The organism is Aristaeella lactis (assembly GCF_018118585.1).
Lineage (GTDB): Bacteria > Bacillota > Clostridia > Christensenellales > Aristaeellaceae > Aristaeella > Aristaeella lactis.
Map to the genome: position 1 here is coordinate 2,393,943 of NZ_CP069421.1, position 19,731 is coordinate 2,413,673.

Below are 19,731 nucleotides of genomic sequence, written 5' to 3' on the forward strand. Positions count from 1 at the left end.
CCCGTGAATGAAACATCTTTTGGGGTTATTGAGTATTATAAGGTGTAAGGAGTTGATGAAGGATGAGAAGATCCCCGGCGGAAAACCGCGAAAACACCCTGGAGCGGTTGATGTCCGCCTACGGCGATCCGGTGATGAGAACCTGTCTGCTTTTCCTGCAGAGCAGGACCCTGGCGGAAGACGCGTCCCAGGAAACCTTCATCCGCGCCTGGAGATTTATGGACCGCCTGAAGGAAAACGGAAGCGAGAAAGCCTGGCTGCTGGCCATCGCGGCAAACGTCTGCCGGTCAATGCTGAAAAGCCGCGCCTACCGGGATATGGGTAAGAACCTTTATGATGATGAATCCGTTCATGAAACAGGAACGCCGGATGAATATCCCGATGACACGGTTTACAAAACCGTGAACGCGCTGCCGGTCAAATACCGTATGCCCGTTGTGCTGTATTACTACCAGGGCTTGTCCGTGAATGAGATTGCCGGGGCCCTGCGCATCCCCGGCACGACAGTCAGAACAAGGATATCCAGAGCCCGGGCTCAGCTGCAGAAAGAGCTGAAAGGATGGTTTTTTGATGAAGAATAAAAAACTGAGTGAATCGCTGGACCGCTCCATGGCGGATGTCAGCTGGAAGGAGCAGAACCGCCTGCGGGTCTGGAACGGGATCCGGAACGCTGAACCCGCCCGCAGCCGGGCACCGCGACGGATCTCCGTTGTCATTGCCTTTGCCCTGGTACTGGTTCTCGGCATGGCTACGGCACTGGCCGCTTTCAATGAAGATATCAACCAGATGCTGTATCAGTGGTGGCCTGAAGCCGCCCTGGCCCTGCGGCCGGTAAACCTTAGTTTTGAGGAAGCCGGTATCCGCCTGGATGTGCTTTCAGCCTCCGTGATCGATGATGAGATGCTCGTTACCTTCACCCTCACAGATCGGGTAGGCGACGGCCGGAGAATCAATGAGAATACCGAATGTGAAGGTGCTCTGTCAGGCGATATTGTCTCAGAAGCCGGCAGTTCGACCGAACTGATTTCATATGATCCTGAAAAGCACCAGGCCACCTATGTCGGCCATACGGAATATATACCCGTATCGGGTGACAACTTCGTGTCTGACAATAAGATATATATCAACATCCATGGAATATCCAATCCCAGCACATCCATCGTTGATCTTATGCCGCTCATATCCGGCCTGGATTATCCTGTGGAAACTGTTCCGCTTCCCGTTAAGACGCCAGTCCATACAGGTTATATTGTGGAATCATCTGATACCCCCGTCGGAGAAGAATATCCTCCCATCCTGAATCCCGAAAACAATCTGAAGATTCCGGTTGCCTTTGGAGTGGAGCTTTCCGGAGCAGGCTGGGTTGACGGCGTATTGCATATACAGATTCATGATCCTCAGTATCTTATTGACACGCCGCCGGATTCCGGTTTCTTCGAAGTTGTGAGGGTTATCCAATTTCTGAATATGTATAACCCCGCCACAGAAGAATATCCGGACGAAAAACCTGACAGTTATCCCTTCCATGTTAAGGAAATGGGATGGAAAGATAACAATGGCGGTATATGGTATGAATACTTCTTCCCCTTCTCTCCCGAAGAAATGGAAAGCTACCGGATATTCGGAGAATTTACCCAGCAATACGCCAATTACCGGGAATTGATGAATTATGACTGGACCGTGGAATTCCCGATCAGCATGGTCCAGATCCAAAACAACAATTAAGTCTGTGCCTTCTCCCCTGCACCGGCGGAAGCTGACGCGGCATAATAAAATACGGCCTGTATAACAGGCCGTATTTTTCATCAGAAGACATCCTCTTTTTTCCGCCGGTTCAGCAGGAAGCCGGCGCAGCCGCCCACCAGGCCGCCGACGATATGGGACAGGTTGGACACATTGTCCTTGACCGTGATACCATCCCAAATCTGCTGGCCCAGGTAGATCAGGGCCACCAGGATCGTGGTCAGCGGAATCTCCCCTTCCCGGAACTCCGTAAAGGAGGTCAGCAGGATAAAGGCAAAGACCACACCGCTGGCTCCCAGGAGCCTGGTATTGGGAAACAGCACGTTATGGACCAGGGCTGTAATCACCGCGGTCACCGCAATCACGAGCAGCAGCTTCTTCGCCCCGTATTTTTCTTCCAGCATGGGTCCCAGAAGCAGAATATACGCCATGTTGCTCACCAGGTGCGCGAAGCTCGCGTGCCCCAGCACATGAGTGAACAGGCGGACATAAGTCATCGGATCAGAAAAGGAGGAGGCGTAGGTGGAAAAGATCATGGATATGCTTTTCCTGCCGGTCAGCTGGTCAAGAATCGTGACCAGGGTGCACAGGAGCGCAAACGCCAGCACCAGCGGCGCATTAAAGGTCACGCGGAACCCTTTCGATTTTGTCATGCTCAATACCCCCTATCAGAACTAATGCATAATTCATAATGCATAATGCATAATTATATTTACTGCGGCAGCCCACTCGCCGCCCATTGTCATCCCGACCAAGGCAGCTATGCTGCCGCGTGGAGAGATCTATTCCAGCAAAAACCAACTGTCCCCAATTCCTGTGTACACTTTCTTCCTGCCTCATTAAGTCTTATCACTTCAGATAATATACAGCGAACCGCTTCGGGTTGTACACTGAAGCGGTTCGTGATATAATTTCGTCAGTCTTTAAATGAGGAGCGCATTGTTATGGAAACGGGAGCCATTGTTGCAATCAGCGTAGTTCTTTTCGTGGCGATCATCGCCGTCATCATCTGCGTGGTCTCAGCAGTGAGTGCCGTCACCGGCATTAAGCAGACCAACGATGAGGATTCCGAAGCCTGAGATCAGGCGTAACGAATCTCATCCAGACTATAGCGGACTGATTCGCCCAGAGAGTCGTCCTCAACAGGCAAATCCACCCAGGGATGATCCGTCTCCCGGGGTTTTTTTTCGGTCTCCGTTTGGTTCAGAGGCTCATTTTCCCGCATGAAACAATCCTTCTTTCGAATGATGGATTCACCATATCTGGCACATGTCTGTAAGAAAGTGTACTCCATCTTGTGAAAAAAGACAATACCCGCGTTCGTACTGAGACGGTATTTTTTGCCTGAGGTAGAAGGTAGGAAGTTGGAGGTAGGAGGTCAAAAACCGGATATATAAGCAGTTACCGGCCCTGGTGGTTGGCAACGATTTCCATCCAGGCCAGGTTAATTTCTTCCCGGCTGTGGAAGACGTTTTCCCAGTTGACCCCCATATCCTTCCGGATCAGCTCGTTCGTGTCAATGGACCCGAAGGGAACCTGCTCCATCTCCCGGAAAACAGAATGCATATAGCCCTGCAGGATAAGCTTCTGTGCCTTCTCGCTCAGGAACCACTGTTCCACGGCTTTGCAGGCCGCGGCGTTGGCGTTTTTGCTGTGGGCATCCGATACGGTCATCACCGTGGATGGAATCAGGATCACGCCGTCATCCGGATAGATACAGGCCAGATCCGTCAGGGGCGCGCCTGCGTCCTCCGCGTCTTTCAGGGCTTTGAGCACCGATTCCTCCAGGATCATGGCGGCAGCAATCTCGCCGCTGCGGATCTTCGCCAGGGAATCAGAGCCGGAGATCACCTGCACCTCGTTGGAAGCAAGGCCTTTGAGGTACTGGCGGCCGTAATGGTTGCTCTGGGTCAGGGACGCAACCGCCGCGAAAGTGGTACCGCTGCTCAGGGGATCGCCCATGGCGATCAGGCCCTTCAGGCTGCGATCCGCCGCGAACACCTGGAAGGTTTTCGGGATGGTTACCCCCTTCTCCGCCCACTGCTGCTCCAGCTCCGGGTTATATGCCAGCACCATGTTGCAGACACGGACGGGATACCAGCAGCCATCCTCATCATAGGGAAAGCGCAGCAGGGAGGCCGCGTCCGGAACCGGTACCGGTTCAAGGTAATCCGCTTCCTTCAGTTCCAGGCTCAGGGCGGGTTCCGCCACCAGCAGCATATCGCAGCCGAGGACGCCGTCCTCCATCTCCCCGTATATCTGGTTGATCAGGCGGCTGGTACCGCCATAGACAAAGAAGCTGCCGTTGTTTCCCGGTTTCAGGTTCGGGAATTCCTCTCGCAGCGCTTCATCCAGCATATCAAGAACAAACTGGTACATGGAAGAATAGATCACCAGTTCGCCCCGGACATACGCGTTGTCCGCCAGCGAACTTCCGGCCGGCAGAAGCAGTACCAGTGCGATCAGCAGCGCCAAAAGCCTTCTCATGGCAGTATTCCTCCCCAATTTCCTGTTTTTTCCATAACGTATATATTGTACCATACAATGCGGAGTTCATCAACGCATGCGTCATCTTGTCAGCTTCCGACGAAACGTGTATAATAATTGAACAGTAAAGTCTTGGGAGGATTGACCGGATGGGCAAGGAGCGGATGCTGATCACCGGCGGGCACGCACTGGAAGGAGAGGTTCGGGTCAGCGGCGGTAAAAACACTGCCGTGGCCGTAATTCCTGCTACCCTGCTGAGCGATGAACCCTGCACCATCGAAAACCTTCCTGATATAGAAGACGTCCATGCCCTGGCGGATATCCTGACTGAGCTTGGCGCAAAAGTAGATTATGAACCCGGCCGCTGCATGCGTGTGGATCCGCGTCCCGCGGACGGCACAGAGGTTTCCTACCACAACGCCCAGCGCCTGCGGGCCAGCTATTACCTGCTGGGTGCCCTGCTGGGGCGCAACGGCAAGGCCAAAGTGCCCACGCCCGGCGGCTGCGAGATCGGTTCCCGTCCGGTAGACCAGCACCTGAAGGGTTTCCGTTCCATCGGTGCGGAAGCCGAAGAGATCGGCGGTATGCTGACTGCCGAGGGCCCGCTGACCGGCGGAGACGTTTTCTTTGATATGGTTACAGTCGGTGCGACGGTGAACGTTATGCTCGCCGCCGTCAAGGCCAAAGGCCAGACCTTCATCTATAACGCGGCAAAAGAGCCGCACATCGTTGACCTTGCGAACTTCCTGAACAGTATGGGCGCAAAGATCAAAGGCGCCGGTACTGATATCATCCGGATCCGCGGGGTACAGCGCCTGCATGGCAGCACCTACGCCGTCATTCCCGACCAGATCGAAACCGGCACGCTGATGATCGCCGCCGCCGCGACCGGCGGAGACGTCATTATCGACGGCTGCATCCCCACCCATATGGACGCGCTGAGCGCAAAGCTGCTGGAAATGGGCGTGAAAGTGACAGACGGCGATGACGCCATCCGGGTTCACGTGGTCGGCCCGCGCCGCGCGATCAACGTGAAAACCCAGGTTTATCCCGGCTTCCCCACGGACCTGCAGCAACCCATGAGCGCGCTGCTGACCACAGCCAAGGGCACCAGCCTGGTGACTGAAACCATCTTTGAGCAGCGGTTCCGCCACCTGGATGAGATCCGCCGCATGGGCGCCCATGTGCGCGTGATGGACCGGACCGCCATCATCGAAGGCGTACCGGAACTGTACGGCGCGCCGATGACCGCTTCCGACCTGCGGGCCGGTGCCGCGCTGATCGTGGCCGCGCTGATGGCCAGGGGTACCTCCGAAATCTACGAACCCCATTATATCGACCGGGGTTATGAACACATTGAAGACAAGCTCCGTTCCCTTGGAGCGGATATCAGGCGGGAACCTGTACTGTGACCTGTGGGGTGGAGTTGAATGAACAATCCATTTGAGGTCCTTGGGCTGAAGGGCTGGGCAGGACCGGATGAGATCCGCAGCGCCTACCGGACGCTGGCACGGCAGTGCCATCCCGACATGATCCAGGATCCCGCTGAAAAAGAAGCCGCCCAGAGGCGGATGGTCGCCCTGAACCTGGCGTATGAGGAAGCCCTCCGGCTGGCTTCCCCGCGGACCGGTTCCGTGACCCCGGAGCTTTCCAGCGCCGAAGCCATTTTAATGGCCCAGCGGGCCATGGCACGGGACAACCCGGAAGGCGCGCTGCGCAGCCTGGTGCGGTGCGAAAAGCGGGACGGTGAATGGTACTACATGCAGGGAAAAGTCCTGATGGCGATGGATGAATACGACAGCGCCCATCAGTCCTTCCGGGAAGCCGTCAGGCTGGATCCGGACAATAACGTATTCCGGGCCGGTGCCCTGGCCGCCGCCGTGGCACAGCAGAAGGAACAGAAACTGCCCGGCAAAGTAAAGAAAGTATTCAAACACATAGCGAAGAAATTCTGACGAATCGTGTATCAGGGAGTCTGAAATTGAAAGACAGGCGTTGGATGAAGCGTTCATTGATTGCCGCGATGGTGATGATCGCGGCTCTTTTTTGCTGTGCCGCCGCGGGAGCGGAACCGGCACCGGACATCACCAGAAACTGCAAGTTCAACGCAGGGTCCGGACGCAAAACCTTTTCCAGATGCAAGGACAGGGATTACAAAACCTACTGGAGAACCAACAACGGAGACAAGTGTTATGTTGAGGTCACCGTACCCGCAGGCCAGAGCGCTTCCGGCGTGATGGTGCAGTGGTATGAGCATCCCCATGCCTGGGGCGTGCAGGTAAAGGACGAAAGCGGTACCTGGACAGACGCCGGCCATACAGACGGCAGCTACCTGGCGGAATACCTTCCCCTGCCGGAAGGAACCACCGTGTTCCGGGTGGCGAACGCTCCCGGGGAGAAGCGCCATTTCAACATGACGGAGCTGCGGATCTACGGAGAGGGAGATATTCCTCCGGAAGCGCAGCAATGGCAGCCAAGCGCTGAAAAAGCGGACCTGATGCTGCTGGTGGCCCACTCTGACGATGAGGTGCTGTGGTTCGGCGGCACCCTGCCCCGGTATGCCGGCGAAGAAGGCAAGGTCTGCCAGGTCTGTATGATGGTGCCCTCCATGCCCTACCGGCGGCTGGAGCTCCTGGACAGCCTGTGGACCTGCGGTGTGAAGAACTATCCCGTTTGGGGAAACTTTAAAGATGCCTTCTCCTTCACGCTGAAGAAGCAGTATAAACACTGGAATAAGAACAGGGTATATGAAACCGTGGCCGGCTGGATCCGGCAGTTCCAGCCGGATGTGCTGCTGACCCATGACCTGCAGGGAGAATACGGTCACGGCGCCCACCGGGTATGCGCGGACGCGGTCATGAACTGCCTCCAGGCCGCGGCGGACGAAAAAAAGTATTCCTCCTCCGCAAAGAAATACGGAACCTGGGATACACCGAAATGTTATATTCACCTGTGGAAGGAAAACGGGATTGATATGGACTGGCGCCAGCCGCTGGATTCCTTCGGCGGGAAAACTTCTTTTGAGGTAGCTGAAGCCGCTTTCCGCTGCCATGTATCCCAGCAGAAGACCGATTACCACGTGGAGGACTGGGGGCCCTGGGACAACAGCCTGTTCGGGCTGTACCGGTCACTGGTGGGAGCGGACGAGGCGAAGGATGACTTTTTCGAGAACATAATAAAGTGAATTCTGAGATCAGAATTCACTATATAAGGTAGGAGGTAAAAGTCCTGTCCCCCAAACACTCCATTCCAGCTGCTATTAATCTTATTCTTTGGCGGTCAGTTCCTTTTCCAGGGTAACATACTTGGAAAGGATGCGGCAGTGCCAGCCGCAGATATCCACTTCCGCCCATTCGTCGATAATATCAAAGACGGTGATCGGCGTTCCGAGCTTGTATTCTCCCAGGTCCCGGCAGCCCTTATCCCTGGAGCGGGCATGGACGGTATCCCTGCCGGTGATCCTTCCCTTGACGGAAACATAACCGGTATCGAAGTCTGTATGGTCATTCATGAAGAACTCCAGTGAGGAGGTCTGAACATAACCACGCAGGCCTTCGCAATCCACCAGGGTCCAGTTTTTGCCTGTGTTGATAACGCGGAGCACCGTACCCGTACGGATCTGCCGGATCTTCGCGTTTTTCTTATCGTTACCCGGAGCCTTGCGCAGCCAGGCATACCCAAGTTTCGGCGCGTCCACCGCAGCGAGAACCTTGTCCTCCGGCGCTTCGGTCTGCCAGGTCAGTTCCACTGTGTTGACAAGGGTGTTTTTCCCGTCCACCACAACCATGGAGCGGCCGATACCCATGTATTTGACCTCGACCTGGACTGTGTTGCCGGTCGCGGGATCTGTCCAGAAGGTAGGAGTTTCCGATCCGTTGCGGGCCGCCACGCTTTGCAGCAGCGCGTCCCATTCCTCGCCGGTGAGGGGAGCGCGGGTCGGCCCGTCCTCCACATCGATCTGGATCTGGCCGGAATCGACGGTAATGCTCCCGTCTTCGTTTTTCTTCACGGGGTCCTGGTCGTTGGTCACAACGGTCATGCTGCCGTCATCGTTCTTGACGGTGGAAGAGCCGGGAGAATTATTGTCATCCTGGACACCGCCCGGGGTGATCGTATGGACCTTTCCGGTCGGGTCGGTATAGGTTCCCTTGCCATAGTCCCAGATGCCGCCGTCCTCGTCCGTCTCAACACCGGAGGCCAGGGCAGCAGTGTACAGCAGCACGCAAAGGCAGGCGCACAGTATCAGCAGAAGCAGTGTTTTCCATCCGTTTTTCATCAGCTTCATCCGTGTGCTCCTCCCTTCCGTCCCCCTCCGGAGAAGGGGTTTCTGAATCATAAACAACAGATTTATGATACCGGATATACCCTTTTTTGTCAACAAAAGTGAAATGGTTTTGTAACATTCTGAAAGGATGACCGAAGCATGAAAATCTCCAAAAAAGACGCCCTGACCTGGTTCCGGTTCTTCGCGGAACTGCCCGAAGATGAACCCCTGGGCTGCCGCCAGCAGGAAATCTCCCTGGCGGTGTTCAGCCAGATCGAAACTGCCGTGGAAGCTCGGCGGAAGAAGATGCTGGCGGCCATTCCCGGGCTCAGGGCCGTTGTGCCCGGCACGGAAGGCGTAAAGCCCTGGGAACCGGATATACCGGTGTGCACCCTGTTTGTCGGCCCGGAGAAACAGTTCCCCGCCGGATGCCGCAGCTGCCTGCTGGGCACAGGGCTTTCCGCTGTCCGGAAAACCAACCGCTGCAACATGGCCTGCCCTTTCTGCTATGACTACGGTATGCTGGACGAAATCGAACCCATCGGGGAAGGCCTGTGGGAGATCGGCGGAGGCCGGTATCGGGAGGAGGACCTGCCGCTGCTGTTTGCCCTGCAGGGAAAGCCTACGGGGATTGCCTATGTGTACCTGGAGCCCTTTATGGAGATTGAAAAATATTATGGCATCATCCGCCGCTTTCATGAGGCCGGGGTGCACCAGCATATGTATACCAACGGCGTGAATGCCAGCGAGGAAAACCTGAAGGCCCTGGGAGAAGCCGGACTTGATGAGCTGCGGTTCAACCTCGGGGCCAGCGGAGCGGCAGACCGGGTCATCGACGCCATGGCTGCCGCGAAGAAATATATCCCCCAGGTGGGTATTGAGACCCCGATGACCCGGGAGTTCTTCAAGGCGCTTAATGCCAAAAAAGAAAAGATCCTCGCAACGGGGATCGACTTTATGAACTGCGCCGAACTGCACCTGAACGACAACAACATCGCCAACTACGCCGGTGAACCCATGTACTTCTGCCGCATGGGCTACCTGAGCCCGATCATCAGCCGGGACCTGACCCTGCAGGTGATGAAAACCGCGGCGGAAGAGCAGTGGCCCATCACGGTGCATGACTGCAGCAATAAAACAAAAATCGCCCGCGACCTGAACCTGGCTGCCCGGGAGGGCGGCTGGTTCGGCCGGAGCGTTTACGGACGTGAGATCGGTGCCATCCCCTACGCGGCATTCCTGCCGTCCCTGGAGGATGAAACCCTCGTGTTTACGGAAGAGGAAGAACTCCCCCGGGGTTACCGTCCGGGAGAAATCGTGCTGTAAGCCGGATCCACATCCAGGGTGGCAAAGTAGTCCGCGGCGGTCTCCGCCCGGCGGATCAGCCGGTAATTACCCTCCGCGGTATACAGCACTTCCGCGCCGCGCAGGCGGCCGTTGTAGTTATAGCCCATGGCGGAGCCGTGGGCACCCGTATCATGGATCAGCAGGAGATCCCCGATTCTGATCTCCGGAAGCTTCCGTTCCCAGGCAAATTTATCATTGTTCTCACAAAGACTGCCGGTGATATCGTAGACGTGGTCCGCGGGAAGATCCCGCTTGCCGCAGACGGTCACATGATGGTAAGCCCCGTACATGGCCGGGCGCATCAGGTTGACCGCACAGGCATCCACGCCGATGTAATCCCGGTAGATCTTTTTTTCATGCACGGCATGGGTCACCAGCCAGCCGCAGGGGCCGGTCATCCAGCGGCCCAGCTCCGTTTTGATCGCGACGCCGCCTTCGGGGAAGATCTTTTCATAGACTTTCCGTACGCCTTCGCCCACCTGCTCAATATCCGGTTCCTTATCTTCCGGCTTGTAGGGAATGCTGATGCCGCCGGACAGGTCCACAAAGGCAAACTTCATACCCAGCTCCGCAGCCAGGTCACGGCCAAGGGTCAGCAGCACTTCCGCCAGGCCCGGATAATAGGCCGGGTCAATGGTGTTGGAAGCCAGGAAAGCATGAAGACCGAAGGAAGTCACGCCTTCCTTCTTCAGGATGGTCAGGGCCTCCCGCAGCTGGGGCAGGGTCATGCCGTATTTTGCTTCGCCTGGATTGCCCATAATGGTATTACCGATAGAGAACTGTCCGCCGGGATTGTACCGCAGGCAGACACAGGACGGGAATCCGCCGTGGGTCCGCAGCAGGTCCACATCCGTCAGGTCATCCAGGTTGATAAAGGCACCGAGCTCGCGCGCCTGGGTGAACTCCTCCGGCGGCATGGCGTTGGCGGAAAGAATGATCCCCTCCCCGGAGAAACCGCAGGCTTTCGCCAGGGTCAGCTCTGTGGCTGAGGAGCAGTCCAGGCCGCAGCCCTCCTCCTTCAGGATCCGCAGGATGGACGGATTCGGCAGTGCCTTGACCGCGAAGTATTCCCGGAAATCACCGCACCAGGCAAACGCCGCCTTCAGTCGGCGGGCACGGGCGCGGATCCCCTGTTCATCATAGAGATGAAAAGGCGTCGGGAACTGCTCCGCGGCGCGGACAAAGACCTCATCGTCCAGGGAAAAGTTAGGCATGGGAAAGCCCCCCCTTACTTTAATTCAAATTCAAAGGAATCGGCGAGATCGCCGTCCACATAGTAAGCCATACGGTAAATGCCCTTCGGATAACCGCTTTCTTCCAGGAAGGAAAACAGCCCCATATCTTTCAGGGAAATATACCAGGTATCATCTTTCATATACTCCGGTCCGTAGAACCAGTTGCTCTCATACCGGTAGTTGACGTTTTGCGGATCAGTCAGCGAAACCAGCAGGGATTTCCCCTCTATCGCTTCCGTTACAAAGTATGTGGAGGAGGAATAGAAGAACGCGCGTCCGCTGCGAAGCAGTTCCTCCGTCACTTCCGTAACGGGAACCGGGGCTTTTCCTTCTTCCTGTTCTTCCGCGATCGCGGTCACCAACGGACGGAAGTTGTAATCCGTAAGAGGCTTCACCCTGGGAACAGAGAAGCATACATATTTTTCCGGCACGCTGTCCGGCATCCCCGCGGAAGCCACAATGCCGGTAAAGTAGAGCCGGCCGGGCGTCAGCAGGTACGAAACGGTACGGATGTTCGTTTCCGCGGGAACATAGTTGAAATAGCCGTTGCCTGAGTCCACCAGGAGCAGGTACAGCGATTCGCCTTCCGCTTTCTCCGGCAGGGTCATCTCACTCCAGTCGATGACCACCCGGTTTTTGCGCAGGGTCACCGTCAGCCCCTCCGGTGCTTCTCCCCATCCGGGTATACCGTCCAGGAGCATCGCCGCGTCCGTCAGGCTGACCGCCAGGGTTTCCGGAAGTTCCGCCAGGTACCGGTTGACACCTTCCGCCCATTCAGCGGTGATGATACCCAGCAGACGGCCATCCGTACCAAGCACAGGGCTTCCCGGTGACACCGGGCCCGTCAGGGTCAGCAGGCAGCAAGGCTCTCCGTTCCGGATCACTTCCTCCGCGCCAAGTACGCCGCGGTTGATCCGGGATCCCCACTCGTCCGCGTCCCGGACGATGCAGTCGGAAACCTGGAGGTTGTCCCGCGGGAACAGGAAAGGCCAGGCCGTATACCGGCAGGGCTTGGTTTCATCCTCGTCAAAGCAGACGGTGGCAAGCCGGCCGTCCCGGTCCGGGATCACCGCAAGCACTTCCCAGAAATTCACCCCGTCCGAAACAACCAGCTGATCCGTATTATCCGGCAGGGAAACCGTTGAGATCACGGCGATTCCTTCGGTAACCGGTACAGCGGAAGAAACCCATACCGGACTCTCCGCCCCGTAATCCCAAAGGTCAAGAAGCTCCGACGGCCTTGTTTCCTCCGCGCAGGAGCAGGAGAAAACCAGCAGCAGCGCCGCCAGCAGCAGAAGCGTCCATTTCTTCATGTGTTTCTCCTTTCCGCTACTCCCTGTAATCCTGCAGGGAAACAGATACCATCCGGCTGACGCCCTGTTCCTCCATGGCTACGCCGTAGAGGCCGTTCGCCCGTTCCATGGTTCCCTTGCGGTGGGTAATGACCACAAACTGGGTGGACGCGGAATACTCCGCCAGGTAATCAGCAAAATATCCGATATTGGCGTCATCCAGCGCCGCCTCAATCTCATCCAGGATACAGAAGGGCGTCGGCTTCAGCTTCAGGGTGGCAAAGAGGATAGCAATGGCGGTCAGTGTCCGCTCGCCGCCGGAAAGCAGTGAAAGCAGCTGCAGCTTCTTTCCAGGGGGCTGGGCATTGATCTCGATCCCGCAGTTCAGCGGATCCTCCGGATCCATCAGGATCAGCTCGGCATGGCCGCCGCCGAAGAGACGTTCAAAGGTTTCAGAGAAATATCCCTGCAGGAGCGAGAATTGCTCCACAAAGGTTTCCTTCATGCTGGCCAGCAGGCGGGTGATCAGGTCCTTCAGGTCCTTCTCCGCCTTTTCCAGGTCCTCCCGCTGGGCGATAATCTCATCCGTCCGCGCTTTCGTATCCGCGTATTCTTCCACCGCCCGAACGTTCACCGGACCCAGGGCACGGATCTCCGCGGAAAGCTGTGCCGCCTCGCGGTCCGCCTCGGTCAGGCTGAAGCCTTCGGTCATGCGGAATTCTTCCGCGCCGGCGTCGGTAATCTCGTAAGTATTCCAGATCCGGTCCCGCAGGGCCTTGAGGTCTCCCTCTGTCCGGGCACGGCTGAGTTCCAGCCGGTGGGCACGGTCTGTATCCCGCTGCCGGGATTCATGCAGGCCCTCGATCTCCGCCAGGATCTCCTTCAGCCGCTCCTGTTTTCCGGAGCGGTCCTCTTCCAGGGCTTTGCAGATCTGCTCCCGGCGGGCCTGTTCAAGCCTTCCCTGTTCCAGGTCCTTCATGGCAGCCGCGGAAGCTTCCAGGTCGCCCTCTTCCGCTTTCTCCATATCCGCCAGCTGTGTGCGGCGGCGTTCCTGCTCCGCGGTCATCCGTTTCCGGTCCTGCTCATAGCGCGCGCGGTCCCGCTGCAGGGTTTCCAGCTCGTGCTTCAGGTCGTTGACTTCCAGCGTCAGGCGCAGGGTTTCATCCGCTTTTTCAGCGGTCAGTTTCCGGGCTTCGGTCAGCGCCTGCTGCAGTTCCGCGGCCTGCGCCTCCATCTCCTCCCGGGTCTTGTCTGTCTTTTCTGTACTGTCCGCAGCCATGGACAGCTGCTCCCGGATCTGCATCATGGATTCCATGAGCTGTTCCCGGGCCGCTTCAGATTCATGCAGGCGCAGGTCGTGGGTCGCCGCGTCCGCTTCCGCGTTCTGCAGCCGCTCCGTTTCACGGGCCACCGCGATCTCCTGCTGATGCAGCTGTTCCAGTGCGTCAGCGGAACGGGCCTTGAGTTCGTCCTTGCGCTTCTGGCCGTCCTGCATCTGCCGCAGCAGCTTCTCCAGTTCATCCTGGCCGGCAGTCTGTTTTTCCGTCAGTTCCTTCAGTTCCCGTTCCCGGGTGAAAAGGTTCACGTTTCCGGAGGCAACGGAACCGCCGGTCATGGAACCGCCGGAGTGCATCACGTCGCCCTTGAGGGTGACCAGGCGGAAAGCATGATCGCCCCGGCGCATGATCGGGATACCGGAGGACAGGTCCTCCGCCACCACCGTGCGTCCAAGCAGGTTCTCCACGATCCCCCGGTAGTCCTCATCGCAGGAAACCAGATCCGAGGCCACCCCCAGGCAGCCGGGCATGGACAGGACTTCCTTTTCCTGCGGTGTCAGCAGGCGGGGTTTGACGGTGGTCATGGGCAGGAAGGTGGCCCGGCCCATGTTCCTTTCCCGCAGGTACTCAATAAGTTCCTTGGCGGTTTCTTCGTCTTCGGTCACAATATGCTGCTGGGTATTGCCCAGCACCATGTCCAGTGCGGTTTCATATTTTTCCGGAACGGAGATCAGCCGGCTGACCGGTCCGCGGATGCGGCTGTCGCCTCTTTCCTCCGCGCGGCGCATAACCCGCCGCACGGCATGGGAATAGCCATCCATTTCACGGGACAGGTCCTCCAGGATTTTCCGGCGGGCATCCATTTCCCGCATTTCGGCAAGTTTTTTGTCATAGGCAGCCCGGGCGCCGATCACTTCCGCGTCCGCGGTTTCCAGCCCGGCGCGGGCTTCCTGAAGGGAAGCAGCCAGGCGGTCCTGCTCAGCGGTTTCCTTCTCCAGGCGTTCGCGGGCTTCGGTCACGGCGGCGGTCAGGGATTCCCCTTCAGTACGCATAACCTCGCAGGAGGCGGTCACCTCCTCCAGGCGGCTCTCCATGGCATTAAGCATGGTGGTCAGGCGCGTCTGGTTGCTCAGGGCTGAGGCGCGGCGGTTCATTTCGTCCAGCATCGCGCTCTTGTGGGATTCCAGCGTTTCCTCTTTGGCAGCTTCCTCTGTCCGGGCCTGCTCTTCCGCGGCCTTCGCGGCTTCCAGCCGGGCAGTCAGTTTCTCCAGGGACGCGCTGCGGCTTTCGCTGCCTCCGGAGGATTCGGAAGCCAGGGCGTCCAGTTCGGTGATCCGTTCCTCCGCGTCCCGCAGTTCCTCCGTGATCCGCTGGCGGTCTTCCTGCCGGCGCTGCCGGCGGTCCTCCAGCTCCCGGGCGGCATTCTCCGCCTTATGGACTGTTTCCATTCCCTCCATGAGGGCGGTATGGGCAGAAGTGATCTTTTCATCCAGGTCCTGGATCTCCGCCTGGCGGGCATCCCGTTCCCCGGTCTTTTCTTCTATGGTCTGCTCATTCTGCGCCAGGACCGCCTGCATGTTCTGCAGTTCGTGATCCGCTTCGCGCAGTTTCGTTTCCATCTTTTCAGAACGAACCAGGAAGAGGTTCAGGTCCAGCACCTTCAGCCGGGCGGACAGGTCCAGGTAGACCCGGGCGTTTTTCGCGTCCTCTTCCAGCGGGCCGAGGCGGTTTTTCAGTTCCTCCAGCAGGTCGTCCACCCGGGAGATATTCTCCTGGGTGCGGGCAAGCTTCTTGTCCGCTTCCTCCTTGCGGGCCCGGAACTTAACGATACCTGCCGCTTCCTCAAAGACCTGGCGGCGGTCCTCTCCCTTGCGGGACAGGATCTCGTCAATACGGCCCTGGCCGATAATGGAATAACCCTCCTTGCCGATACCGGTATCGCGGAACAGGTCCACAACGTCTTTCAGGCGGCAGGAGGCACGGTTCAGGAAATATTCACTTTCCCCGCTGCGGTAGACCCGGCGGGTCACCAGGATCTCCGCGTAATCCAGGGGAAGGCTTTTATCTTCATTGTCAAAGACCAGGGAAACTTCACAGTAGCTCAGGGGCTTCCGGCGCTGGGTACCGCCGAAAATAACGTCCTGCATGCTGGCGCCGCGCAGAATTTTGGCGCTCTGTTCCCCGAGCACCCAGCGTACCGCGTCGGCAATATTGCTTTTTCCGGATCCGTTAGGTCCCACGATCGCGGTGATGCCTTCCTTGAAGACAATCTCAGTCCGCTCTGCGAAGGACTTGAACCCGTAAAGCTCCAGCTTCTTTAAGCGCATGATTTCCTCCGGTCAGGCAGGCTCTCTCCTGCCTTTTGCAATAACGGTTTATTATACCATGAACGGAACACAGGGACAAACGTTTGACACGGAAAAAACAATCGTAAAAACTGCTGTTTTTTCCGTGTCAAATGTCAATTCATAATTCTGCGATCGCTGTTACCAAAATGCTTTCAGCATTTTGACAGCTGTAGCATGGGAGTCATGAACCACACTGAAGTGCGGATGACTCCTCAACAATTCATAATTATATCTACTGTAGCAAAATTCAATCCGCCCACCCATACCAAAGATATGATTGACCTGTGATGTCCGTTCATGTACAATATGCCGTATTCCCGTCAAACCATTCATAATTATGAATTATGAATCCTGAATTCTGAATTAATCCTGAGGTTGTTATGTTTTCACGCTATATCGGCAACAAGGCCTTCTATAAAAGCGTCCTGACCCTGCTGATCCCCATCATCATCCAGCAGTTCATCACTTCCTTCGTTTCCCTGCTGGACAACGTGATGGTGGGCAGTCTCGGCACAGAGGCTATCTCCGCTGCCTCCATCGCCAACCAGGTGATGATGGTGTTCTGCCTGGCCGTGTTCGGCGGCATGAGCGGCGCAGGCATCTACGGCGCTCAGTTCTTCGGCAAGGGCGACATGGACGGCATGCGCCACACCTTCCGGTTCAAGATGTACTTCGGCGTACTCATCAGCGCCGCGGCCGTTCTGATCTACCTGATCTTCGGCGAAAACTTCATTGCTTCCTTCCTGAAAGGGGAAAGCAACGGCGGCGACCTGGACCTGACCTTGCGCAGCGGCTGCAACTACCTGTATATCATGCTGTGGGGGCTTCCGCCCTTCGCGCTGGTGCAGGTCTATGCCGGCACGCTGCGGGAGGCCGGGGAAACCCGGGTTCCGATGTTCGCCGGTATCTGCGCGATCCTGACCAACCTGTTCGGCAACTGGGTACTGATCTTCGGCCACCTCGGCGCCCCGGCCATGGGCGTGGAAGGCGCCGCCATCGCGACAGTGATCTCCCGGTATGTGGAGCTGCTGATCGCGGCGGTTTATGCCCACCTGCACACCGGCAAATACCGGTTCCTGTCCGGCGCCTATAAAAGCCTGTATGTTCCCGGAAAACTGGCAGCGAAGATCTTCCGCACGGCAACCCCGCTGCTGCTCAACGAGATTCTCTGGTCCCTGGGCATGACCTTTATCACCCAGTTCTATTCCTCCCGCGGACTGAACGCCGTGGCGGCGCTGAACATCAACGGCACCGTATGGAACCTGTTCTGCGTGATCATGTTCGCCATGGGCACCGCCGTATCCATCATGGTGGGGCAGCGCCTCGGCGCCGGCAAGATCGATGAGGCCCGAGACGTGGACCGCAAGCTGATCTTCCTGACCGAAGTGATCCATGTTGTCATCGGCCTGGCCATGATCCTTTGCTCCCCGCTGGTCCCGCAGCTGTATAACGTAAGCGGGGAAGTCCGGGATCTGACCCGGCAGCTGCTGATGATCGCCGGACTTGCCATCCCGATCCATTCCTTCGCGCATGTGACCTATTTCACCATCCGCTCCGGCGGCCGGACAGTGATCACCTTCCTGTTCGACGCGGTCTATACCTGGGTTATTGCCGTACCGCTGGCCTATATCCTCACCCGGTATACAGACCTTTCCATCACACAGATCTATTTCTGCGTGCAGTTCATTGACATCGTAAAGGTCCTCATCGGCCTGCTGATGCTGAAATCCGACTTCTGGGCCCAAAACGTGGTCAACGAGGAATAAAAAAAAATGTAAAGGAACCTTGACATGTTCAAGTCGGTATGTTATGCTTCTTTATGTAAAGGAACCTTTACATCTTGTGAAAGGAGTGAAAGCTGTTGGAAAACCGGGTTGAACAGTTCCGCAAGGAACAGGGACTGAGCCAGGAGGATTTTGCCCGTGCGATCCGCGTATCCCGGCAGACCGTCAGTTCCATTGAGACAGGACGGTACAACCCCTCCCTGGATCTGGCCTTTGACATAGCCGACTTCTTCGGAAAGACCATTGAGGAAATCTTTATACGGGACGGAGGAAACAATCATGAAAAAAAGTGAACTGATATCTGGCATTATCCTGACGCTGGCAGGAGTCGCCGCCCTCATAGCCGCCCTCCTGACTGAAACCTCTTTTGACGGCATCTTCTGGGGCATTGCCGGGGCCGGACTGTGTCTTGGCGTCGGCAGGGTAATCAGCTGGTTCCACTGGTCTTCCCCGGCGCAGGCAGACAGGCTGAAAGAACTGCAGGAGAACAAGGAGATCGCGCAGCACGACGAACTGAACCGGATAATAATGGATCGTGCCGGCCGTATTGCCTATAACTTCAGCCTGTTGCTCATCGTCTGCACCATGCTCATCCTTACGGTGCTGTATGCCGCCGGGATCGCCGAAAAGCATTCCTTTACCATCCTCATTCTGGGCGGACTGCTGATTCTCCAGGTCGTTGCCGGCATTGCTGCCGTCGCACATATCCGGAAAAAATACTGACGCTGACAGAAAAAGGAGCGGATCACTGATCCGCTCCTTTTTCTGTATCATCCTGCTCCCTGATCCTCCGGTCCCGGCCGTTTTGCCGGTAGTATTCCGCCTTGTCCGTGTACATCCATTCATCCGATCTCCGGAGCATTTCCGTAACGGTTTCCTCCCGGCCGCTCCGCATGGCATAGCCAATGGAAACAGAATAGCCGGCCTCCTGGATCAGTGTTTTCAGCCTGTCCAGGATATCACGCACGGCTGTTTCCTCCTGGCGCATAAAAATCATCGTGAATTCGTCCCCGCCGATCCGGTAAGGAAGGATACTCCTTCCGGCGACGGCCTTCAGGCTCTTTCCAATAGAGATCAGGGCCTCATCCCCGGCTTCGTGTCCTTTGGCGTCATTCAGTTTCTTCAGCCCGTTCATATCCACCGAAGCCACCGCGCTGATGATCGAATTGTAGCGGTCGCAGTCATCATAGAACGCCATACGGTTCAGCAGGTTGGTCAGCGGATCCCGGTTCGCGTCAAAGAACCGCAGGAACATATACAGGAAGATACTGCTGACCATGATGGCCGCGTTGACATGATCCCCGTCCTCCACGCCGTCGATCATGGCCGCGATCACACAAGCCACTGCGCAGATATACAGGATATACCGTTCCCGGCCGTGGTCCTCATGCTTGAACCGGTCCCAGGCCGTCAGGACAGAGAACAGGATATAGAAGAAGGAAACGGAAAACACGGTATACCCCATGGGGCCCATGACCATCTCATAGCCACCATCAATTGTATCCCGATAGCTGAACGCGATCGGAGAAAAGAACGCCGTGCAGTAAACCAGCAGGTTAAAATAAATCGGAATCTGGAGATAAACGGGTTTCCGCTCTTTGGGATAAACGATCAGGGTAACGCTCAGCGCCGCCACCGGCCGCATTACATAGCCGACAATCGTGAAGATCATCCTGCACAGCCAGCGTGCGCGGTCTCCCTCCGCCCAGACCACAAAGCAGTCCGCCACGATCAGGATGATCGTGCTGACGATCGTCATCCAGTAGATCCGGTATTCTTCCCCCGCATGCCTTTGACGCCAGATGTTCATGGAAAAGCCGATGATCAGGAAGATCGTGATAAAATGCTTATCAAGCAAATATGTCACTGTCCGGCCCTTCCTTTCCCCGTCATCCGGATATACAGTTGCCTGCAGCGGATACAGTTTTCCGATTTATATATTATAGCATGCGTT

18 protein-coding genes are annotated in these 19,731 nt (G+C 56.9%); 10 read left to right on the forward strand and 8 right to left on the reverse strand.

The annotated features are described in order from the left end of the window. Positions 1 to 62: 62 nt before the first annotated feature. Entirely contained in the window at positions 63 to 581 is a 519-nt protein-coding gene (locus JYE50_RS11150) for an RNA polymerase sigma factor (RefSeq protein ID WP_084097240.1), read from the forward strand. Further along, positions 571 to 1,725, forward strand: a complete 1,155-nt coding sequence (locus JYE50_RS11155) for a hypothetical protein (RefSeq protein ID WP_084097242.1) — start codon at positions 571 to 573, stop codon at positions 1,723 to 1,725. Before JYE50_RS11150 ends, JYE50_RS11155 begins: the two co-directional genes overlap by 11 nt. An 80-nt stretch (positions 1,726 to 1,805) precedes the next feature. Here the strand turns inward: JYE50_RS11155 and JYE50_RS11160 are convergent, their stop codons facing one another. Beyond that, positions 1,806 to 2,396, reverse strand: coding sequence for a rhomboid family intramembrane serine protease (locus JYE50_RS11160; RefSeq protein WP_084097244.1), 591 nt, complete (start codon positions 2,394 to 2,396; stop codon positions 1,806 to 1,808). A 291-nt stretch (positions 2,397 to 2,687) separates the two neighbouring features. Here JYE50_RS11160 and JYE50_RS11165 point away from each other — a divergent pair, with 291 nt between their 5' ends. After that, positions 2,688 to 2,822, forward strand: coding sequence for a hypothetical protein (locus JYE50_RS11165; RefSeq protein ID WP_283399255.1), 135 nt, complete (start codon positions 2,688 to 2,690; stop codon positions 2,820 to 2,822). A 2-nt stretch (positions 2,823 to 2,824) separates the two neighbouring features. On the opposite strand, the gene JYE50_RS11170 is transcribed toward JYE50_RS11165, so the two are convergent. Next, on the reverse strand, positions 2,825 to 2,968 hold the full coding sequence (locus JYE50_RS11170) for a hypothetical protein (RefSeq protein WP_179138448.1): 144 nt from the start codon (positions 2,966 to 2,968) through the stop codon (positions 2,825 to 2,827). A gap of 176 nt (positions 2,969 to 3,144) precedes the next feature. Continuing rightward, positions 3,145 to 4,230: an extracellular solute-binding protein gene (locus JYE50_RS11175; protein WP_179138449.1), complete on the reverse strand. Its 1,086-nt coding sequence runs from the start codon at positions 4,228 to 4,230 to the stop codon at positions 3,145 to 3,147. Positions 4,231 to 4,379: 149 nt separating this feature from the next. Between JYE50_RS11175 and murA the strand changes: the two genes are divergently transcribed. Genes murA through JYE50_RS11190 form a run of 3 tightly spaced genes read left to right on the forward strand, consistent with a single transcriptional unit; the run spans position 4,380 to position 7,414 of the window. Further along, on the forward strand, positions 4,380 to 5,642 hold the full coding sequence (murA, locus tag JYE50_RS11180) for a UDP-N-acetylglucosamine 1-carboxyvinyltransferase (RefSeq protein ID WP_084097248.1): 1,263 nt from the start codon (positions 4,380 to 4,382) through the stop codon (positions 5,640 to 5,642). Between the two features lie 18 nt (positions 5,643 to 5,660). Then, positions 5,661 to 6,185: a J domain-containing protein gene (locus JYE50_RS11185; RefSeq protein ID WP_084097250.1), complete on the forward strand. Its 525-nt coding sequence runs from the start codon at positions 5,661 to 5,663 to the stop codon at positions 6,183 to 6,185. A 26-nt stretch (positions 6,186 to 6,211) separates the two neighbouring features. After that, entirely contained in the window at positions 6,212 to 7,414 is a 1,203-nt protein-coding gene (locus JYE50_RS11190; protein WP_143763692.1) for a PIG-L deacetylase family protein, read from the forward strand. Between the two features lie 81 nt (positions 7,415 to 7,495). Here JYE50_RS11190 and JYE50_RS11195 read toward each other — a convergent pair whose 3' ends face one another. Beyond that, the gene (locus JYE50_RS11195; RefSeq protein ID WP_084097254.1) at positions 7,496 to 8,515 is read right to left on the reverse strand and encodes an SH3 domain-containing protein; all 1,020 of its coding nucleotides are present in this window, start codon (positions 8,513 to 8,515) and stop codon (positions 7,496 to 7,498) included. A gap of 138 nt (positions 8,516 to 8,653) precedes the next feature. Here JYE50_RS11195 and JYE50_RS11200 point away from each other — a divergent pair, with 138 nt between their 5' ends. Then, the gene (locus JYE50_RS11200) at positions 8,654 to 9,820 is read left to right on the forward strand and encodes a radical SAM protein (protein ID WP_084097256.1); all 1,167 of its coding nucleotides are present in this window, start codon (positions 8,654 to 8,656) and stop codon (positions 9,818 to 9,820) included. On the opposite strand, the gene JYE50_RS11205 is transcribed toward JYE50_RS11200, so the two are convergent. Genes JYE50_RS11205 through smc form a run of 3 tightly spaced genes read right to left on the reverse strand, consistent with a single transcriptional unit; the run spans position 9,793 to position 15,972 of the window. After that, positions 9,793 to 11,055, reverse strand: coding sequence for a diaminopimelate decarboxylase (locus tag JYE50_RS11205; RefSeq protein ID WP_084097258.1), 1,263 nt, complete (start codon positions 11,053 to 11,055; stop codon positions 9,793 to 9,795). The genes JYE50_RS11200 and JYE50_RS11205 overlap by 28 nt on opposite strands. Positions 11,056 to 11,069: 14 nt before the next feature. After that, positions 11,070 to 12,389, reverse strand: a complete 1,320-nt coding sequence (locus JYE50_RS11210) for a hypothetical protein (RefSeq protein WP_084097260.1) — start codon at positions 12,387 to 12,389, stop codon at positions 11,070 to 11,072. 16 nt (positions 12,390 to 12,405) lie between these two features. After that, entirely contained in the window at positions 12,406 to 15,972 is a 3,567-nt protein-coding gene (gene smc, locus JYE50_RS11215) for a chromosome segregation protein SMC (RefSeq protein WP_084097261.1), read from the reverse strand. A gap of 401 nt (positions 15,973 to 16,373) precedes the next feature. On the opposite strand from smc, the gene JYE50_RS11220 reads away from it, so the two are divergent. From JYE50_RS11220 to JYE50_RS11230, 3 genes are all read left to right on the forward strand, one after another. Further along, the gene (locus tag JYE50_RS11220) at positions 16,374 to 17,759 is read left to right on the forward strand and encodes an MATE family efflux transporter (RefSeq protein ID WP_084097263.1); all 1,386 of its coding nucleotides are present in this window, start codon (positions 16,374 to 16,376) and stop codon (positions 17,757 to 17,759) included. Positions 17,760 to 17,854: 95 nt separating this feature from the next. After that, entirely contained in the window at positions 17,855 to 18,070 is a 216-nt protein-coding gene (locus JYE50_RS11225; protein WP_084097265.1) for a helix-turn-helix transcriptional regulator, read from the forward strand. Further along, positions 18,057 to 18,500 (forward strand): hypothetical protein, encoded by a 444-nt coding sequence (locus JYE50_RS11230; RefSeq protein WP_084097267.1) that lies wholly within the window; start codon positions 18,057 to 18,059, stop codon positions 18,498 to 18,500. The genes JYE50_RS11225 and JYE50_RS11230 overlap by 14 nt, the downstream gene beginning before the upstream one ends. Before the next feature lie 22 nt (positions 18,501 to 18,522). On the opposite strand, the gene JYE50_RS11235 is transcribed toward JYE50_RS11230, so the two are convergent. After that, positions 18,523 to 19,644, reverse strand: a complete 1,122-nt coding sequence (locus tag JYE50_RS11235) for a GGDEF domain-containing protein (RefSeq protein ID WP_084097269.1) — start codon at positions 19,642 to 19,644, stop codon at positions 18,523 to 18,525. Positions 19,645 to 19,731: the final 87 nt, after the last annotated feature.